The organism is Microbacterium sp. ISL-103 (assembly GCF_018613995.1).
Classification (GTDB): Bacteria; Actinomycetota; Actinomycetes; order Actinomycetales; family Microbacteriaceae; genus Microbacterium.
Genome location: NZ_JAGGPD010000006.1, coordinates 1 through 5840, shown reverse-complemented (window position 1 = coordinate 5840; position 5840 = coordinate 1). Strand labels below are relative to the sequence as shown.

At 68.3% G+C, this 5840-nt stretch carries 8 protein-coding genes; 1 reads left to right on the top strand and 7 read right to left on the bottom strand.

Annotated elements, in window-relative coordinates; genetic code table 11:
* From J7E68_RS00275 to J7E68_RS00260, 4 genes are all read right to left on the bottom strand, one after another.
* Positions 1-168 (bottom strand): ferredoxin family protein (locus J7E68_RS00275; protein WP_215168767.1); only part of this gene is annotated, 168 nt, incomplete at its 3' end.
* 9 nt (positions 169-177) lie between these two features.
* Complete coding sequence (locus J7E68_RS00270) at positions 178-651, bottom strand: histidinol dehydrogenase (RefSeq protein WP_311415841.1); 474 nt, start codon at positions 649-651, stop codon at positions 178-180.
* 35 nt (positions 652-686) lie between these two features.
* Complete coding sequence (locus J7E68_RS00265) at positions 687-1001, bottom strand: AzlD domain-containing protein (protein ID WP_215168765.1); 315 nt, start codon at positions 999-1001, stop codon at positions 687-689.
* Positions 998-1708, bottom strand: a complete 711-nt coding sequence (locus J7E68_RS00260) for an AzlC family ABC transporter permease (RefSeq protein ID WP_215168763.1) — start codon at positions 1706-1708, stop codon at positions 998-1000. The genes J7E68_RS00265 and J7E68_RS00260 overlap by 4 nt, the downstream gene beginning before the upstream one ends.
* 93 nt (positions 1709-1801) lie before the next feature.
* Here J7E68_RS00260 and J7E68_RS00255 point away from each other — a divergent pair, with 93 nt between their 5' ends.
* Entirely contained in the window at positions 1802-2350 is a 549-nt protein-coding gene (locus tag J7E68_RS00255; protein ID WP_215168761.1) for an XRE family transcriptional regulator, read from the top strand.
* 1 nt (position 2351) lies between these two features.
* Here the strand turns inward: J7E68_RS00255 and J7E68_RS00250 are convergent, their stop codons facing one another.
* The 3 genes from J7E68_RS00250 to J7E68_RS19440 all read right to left on the bottom strand — a co-directional run.
* Positions 2352-3977 carry an MFS transporter gene (locus J7E68_RS00250; RefSeq protein WP_215168759.1) on the bottom strand — a complete coding sequence of 542 codons (1626 nt, stop codon included), beginning with the start codon at positions 3975-3977 and terminating at the stop codon, positions 2352-2354.
* A gap of 30 nt (positions 3978-4007) precedes the next feature.
* Entirely contained in the window at positions 4008-5021 is a 1014-nt protein-coding gene (gene glsA / locus J7E68_RS00245) for a glutaminase A (RefSeq protein ID WP_215168757.1), read from the bottom strand.
* A gap of 193 nt (positions 5022-5214) precedes the next feature.
* A partial coding sequence (locus J7E68_RS19440; RefSeq protein WP_251048465.1) for a phospholipase occupies positions 5215-5840 on the bottom strand: 626 nt, incomplete at its 5' end.

Sequence of the window (5840 nt, the reverse complement as noted above, 5' to 3'; positions counted from 1 at the left end):
GTAGATCGCCTCGACGGGGCACACCGGTTCGCAGGCACCGCAGTCGACGCATTCGTCGGGGTGGATGTACAGCGAACGTTCGCCCTCGTAGATACAGTCAACGGGGCACTCGTCGATGCAGGCGCGATCCTTGACATCGACGCACGGAAGGGCGATCACATACGTCACCCCCTCAGTCTACGACTCGTGGCCTGTCCGATCGCCCAGGGAGGGCTCGCGGGGCGAAGTCGGGACTTCGGTGATCAGCGGCGCGGGCGGCGCCGCAGACACCGGGGAGGCGTCCGTGCGCACCGGAAGCCGCGAGAACCTGGGCCAGGCGACGGCGAGCAGCACGAGGCCCGCGACGAGGTAGATCCAGATGCGCCCGCTCAGCGTGTCTTCGACGACGATGGAGCCGCCGGGCCCCTCCCCCGAGATGAGAACCAGCATGCCGATCATGCCGAGGCCTGCAGCGAGCGTGGCGCCGCGATCGTGGGTGAGTGCTCGGATCGCCACGAGGATCGACCCGCAGGCGACGGCGCCGACGATGAGCCCGACCGGCACCGGGCCCCACATCAGGCTGTGGCCGATGGTGCCGGCGACGCCGAAGACGCCGCCGACCAGAGCCGCGGCGACCCACGAAAGCACCCGGGAGATCCATCCGATACGCACGAGTCGATCCTACGCGCGGTCTCGTCGTTCCCCGCTCACACGGCGAGTCCGAAGAGCCGCAGAAGCGCGGCCACCACGGCTGCCGCGACGACGACCACCAGGAATGACTGCCTCATCCAGAGCAGACCTGCTGCGACGAGGAGAGCGGGCACGCGGGCGTCGACGATGACGGACTGCCCCGCTCCGAGGGTCTGCACGGCCACGAGCGCTGCGAGCAGGGCCACCGTCAGCAGGTCTGAGATGCGGGCGGGCCGCGGCGCCTCGAGCACCTTGGGCGGCACGAGGTAGCCGACCGCCTTGAGTGCGAGGCAGATCACGGCGGCGAGCAGGATGGCGCTCCAGACGCTCACGGGCCCACCTCCCGGTCGGCTGATGGTGCCGTCGTATCTCGACCGAGCCAGTTGAACCAGCCGACGATGATCGCGACGACTGCGGCGACCAGCACCGGCAGACCGGGCATGATGAACGGCGTGAGCGCGGCGGCCACGACGGCCGCGGCGATGCCGACGACGATCGCCTGCCGCTCTTTGAGCCGGGGCCAGAGAAGCGCGAGGAAGGCCGCTGCCGCCGCGGCATCCAGCCCCCAGGTCCTCGGATCTCCGAGCACGTCGCCGACCAGCGCCCCGATCAGGGTCGTGATGTTCCACCCGATGAAGATGCCGATGCCGGTGACCCAGAAGCCGACCCGGCGAAGGCGCGGATCGCTCTGCGAGATCGCCACGGCCGTCGACTCGTCGATCGTGAAGTGAGCGGCCGCGACCCGGCGAGCGCGCGTCGTGCCGACGACAGGCGACATGCGCATCCCGTACGCCACATTGCGCACACCCAAGAGCGCCGCCGATGCGATCGCAGACGGAAGGGCCGCCAGTCCCCCGGCTGCGAAGACGCCGACGAACGCGAACTGCGATCCGCCCGTGAACATCAGCAGGCTGAGCACGCAGGCCTGCCAGACGTCGAGTCCGGATGCCACGGCGAGGGCGCCGAACGAGACACCGTAGGCGCTCGTGGCGAGCACGACCCCCAGCGCTTCGCGCCAGATCTCGCGCTCGGCGCTCATCGCACACCCGTTCGCTGCACTGAACACATGATCATCATTCTGAACACGGTTCGATGGATAGTCAAGCGAACGATCGTTTGACATGATGAACACATGGAGGATCTTCGCAGTCGCATCGCCCGCACCCTTCGCCGAGAGCGCGAGTCGACAGGACTGTCGGTCTCTGAGCTGGCCAGACAGGCGGGAATCTCCAAGGCGACCGTCTCGCAGCTCGAGTCCGGGTCGGGCAACCCCAGTGTCGAGACGCTCTGGGCTCTCGGCGTCGCGCTCGGGGTCCCCTTCGCCGTGCTCGTCGATCAGCAGTCGAACGCTCCCACCCTCATCCGCGCCGACGATCTCGCCGGCGTGCCGTCCGCTGCGGCCGCCTACAGCGCGACTCTGCTCTCGGCGAGCCCGCCGGGGGCGCGCCGAGATGTCTACCTGATCCAGGCGGAGCCCGGAGACCCGCGGCGGTCAGACCCCCATCACGCCGGCACGACGGAACATGTGATCCTCATCGCCGGACAGGCGCGCACAGGCCCCGTCGACGAGCCGGTGCTGCTCAACCCCGGCGACTACCTGTCGTACGCCGGAGATGAGCCACACGTCTTCGAGGCGACCGTGGCCGGCACGAGCGCCGTGCTCATCTCGGAGCTGCGCTGAGTCAATCCTCCGCCGTCGCGGGTGACGGGTCGGGGATCTCGTCGGGCTTGTACTTCGGCAGTCGGGACGCGGGCAGGATCGCCACCGCGCTCAGTCCAGCCAGCAGCAGGAGTCCGAGACGCAGTGTCCCCAGTCGCGATTCCTCGTTGACAGCCACCGCCGCATCGATCTGCTCAGGTGTGGCATCGGTCTGCGCGAGGGCCGCGCGGAGGTCGTCGTTGCTGACGAAGTTCACATCGTCCATGTCGACCTGCGCCACGAGCTCCGGTGGCAGTTCGGGATGCTCGACCACGGCGCGGCCGATGCTCAGACCCAGCAGGGAAACCAGGAGCGCCCCCGCCAGCGCTGTTCCCACCGCAGAGGCGAGGTTCTGAGTGGTGCCCCGGAGCGAGCCCACGTCTCCCGCCAGCTCGGCCGGCGCGGCGGTCACCAGCACGTTGAACACCAGGGTCACGAGCGCGCCCTGCCCGATGCCGAAGACCACCAGCCCGAGGATCGTGGGCAGTGTCTCCCAGTTGTTGTTCACCACGAACGACAACCAGACCAGCGCGACCGTGGTGAGGATGAACCCGAAGACGCCGATCACACGCGGCGGATATGTCTTGTAGAAGCGCACCACAAGAGTCGCCGTGATGAAGACGGTGAGGTTGAACGGCATCATCGCGAGCGACGTGTCGAACGGCGTCCGCCCCTGCACGATCTGGATGTAGAGCGGGATCGTGAAGTTCACGCACGCCTCGAGGGCCACGACGATGAACATCGCGTAGACAGCGGCGCGCTCCTTCGAGGAGTTCAGGACGCTGAGGTCGATCAACGGCACCTTTCCCTCAGCCATGCGCCTGCGGGTCCAGACGAAGAAGCACTGGCCGAGCACTATGCCCACCACGATGAACGCGGGCGCGGGCGAGAGTCCGAGGATGTTGAACGGCGCGGCCTCGGTGGCGGCCACCGCGCCCCACCCGTTCAGGTTGTTGAACCCGAGCGTGAGAAGCACGATCGCCGCACCGATGAGCAGCGATGCGACCAGGTCGATGCGGATCGACGCATCCCCCCGGTCGCCGCGCAGCGTGAAGCTGAAGGCGAAGACCACCACTGCGATGCCGAACACGATGAAGAACATCGGGCGCCATCCGACCAGGGTGCCCAGGGTGCCTCCGATGAGGAAGGCGGTCACTCCCGAGATGGCCCGAGCAGAGCCGATCGCCCCGATCGCCGTCGCCTGCTGCGGACCGCGATAGTTCTCGGCGATCAGAGCGACGATGGACGGGACGATGATCGCCGCCGCAGCCCCCGCGACCGCCTGACCTGCGATCGCCCAGCCCACGGTCGGCGACACGATCATCAGCACGGAGGATGCGGCGAAGAGGCCGATCACGACACGGAAGATGAGCACCCATCCGACGCGCTGCCCGAGTTTCGCGCCGGTCATGACCAGCGCTGCGACAGCGAGTCCGTACATCACGATCGTCGTGCTCGCGACCGTGGGCGGCACTCCGAACTCGCTCACCATGCCGCCCAGCGAGATCGGCAGGGCCGCGACGTTGAACGACATCAGCACCTGGGCGAGGAACAGGCTGACGAGTGGCATCCAGGATGTCTTGGTGGATGCCGGTGCGGTGTGAGTCATGAGGTGTCCTCTGCGCGTATGAAGGGAAGGTCAGGCGTTCGTGCGGACGGTCGCCGCGGGAGCCGATGCGAACAGATTCAGGCCGAGCGCGCGGGAGAGATGCCCGATCGCGAGCTGCGAGCGCACGGAGTTCCCTGCCGAGTCCAGGCGGGGAGAGAATCCGGCCACCGCGCCCTTGCCCGGTGAGACGGCGACGATGCCGCCGGCCACACCTGACTTCGCGGGCAGGCCGATCTCGAACAGCCACTCTCCCGAGCGCTCGTACAGCCCTGTCGACGCGACGACCGCGAGGGTGTCGCGGCAGACGTCGGCGGAGACCACGCGCTGGCCCGTCACCGGGTTCACCCCGCCGTCTGCGAGGGTCGCCCCCATCACGGCGAGATCGTGGGCCGTGACGCTGAGGGCGCACTGACGGGTGTAGACGTCGACGATCTCATCGGGGTCGCCCGACATCCGCCCGTAGCTGCGAAGCAACCACCCCATCGCCCGATTGCGCTCATTCGTAGCGGCCTCGGAGGCGTAGACGACCCCGTCCAGGCTCAGCGCGCGCCCGGCGAATGCCGACAGCCCCTCCCTGATGCGCTCCCACTGCTCGACGGCCGTCGCGCCGGGCACGAGCGCCGTCGTCGCGATCGCACCGGCATTGACCATCGGGTTCATCGGATGCCCGGCGTTGCGCTCGAGCGCCATGAGCGAATTGAAGGCGAGCCCGGTGTTGTTCACGCCGACGATGTCGCGCACCCGCTGGTGGCCGTGCTCCTGGATCGCCAAGGCGTAGACGAACATCTTCGAGATCGACTGGATCGAGAACGGATGCAGTGCGTCGCCCGCATCGTGCGTACCGCCGTCGACCTCGATGACCGCGAGGCCGAACAGCTCGGGATCGACCTCGGCGAGCACGGGGATGTAATCCGCGACGGTTCCGCTGCGGTCGTCCGTGTAGCGCCGGTGGGCCTCGCGGACCAGCTCCTCGACGCTCTCCCACGCGGGGAGCGCCCCCGTCGACACCTGCTGCGGGATGCCGGACAGCGCCTCGACGTCCATCGGTCCTCCTCAGGATCCACGACCCCCCAGCCGTCACGGCTCACCGTAGTGGGAAACGCCTGGTGATGCATAGAGGCATTCGTGGCGCGCTCTGCCGCCGAAGAAGCCGACGGAACCCGCAACGACGAGACCCACCTCCCGCGGCGGATGCGGGGGTGGGTCTCGTCGGAAGCAGCGGGTCTCGCCGAGCGGCTCAGTACCAGTTGACCGACTGCGAATGCGACCACGCGCTGCACGGTGCGCCGTAGACGTTCGAGATGTAGCCGAGTCCCCACTTGATCTGGGTCGCGGCGTTGGTCTGCCAGTCGCTCCCCGCCGACGCCATCTTGCTGCCCGGGAGAGCCTGCGGGATGCCTGTGGCTCCGCCCGAGGCGTTGTAGGCCTGGTAGTTCCAGCCGGACTCCTTGGTCCAGAGCGAATCGAGGCAGGAGAACTGGTCGTCGCCCCATCCGTAGGTGCTGGCCGCCATCTCGCGAGCGGTGGCCTTGGCTCCGTCCACGGTGTTCGCCTGAGCCAGAGCCGCAGCCTCCGCCGCGGCCTGCTCGGCGGCCTTCTTCGCCGCGTCGTCGGCGGCCTTCTTCTCCTGCGCGGCGGTGAACGCCTTCTGCAGGGCGGCGGTGTCGGCGATGACGTCGTCGGTGCCGGTGATCGTCTCGACCGCGGTTCCCGCGACGAGCAGCGCGGGCATCTCGAGGCGATCTCCGCCCAACCGCTGGATGTCAGCCGCGAGCTCGTCCGTCTCGACCATTGCGGGTTCAGCGCCGAGATCCAGACCGGACTTCTCGACGTCGGCGTTCAGCGTCTCGGCAGCGGTGATCG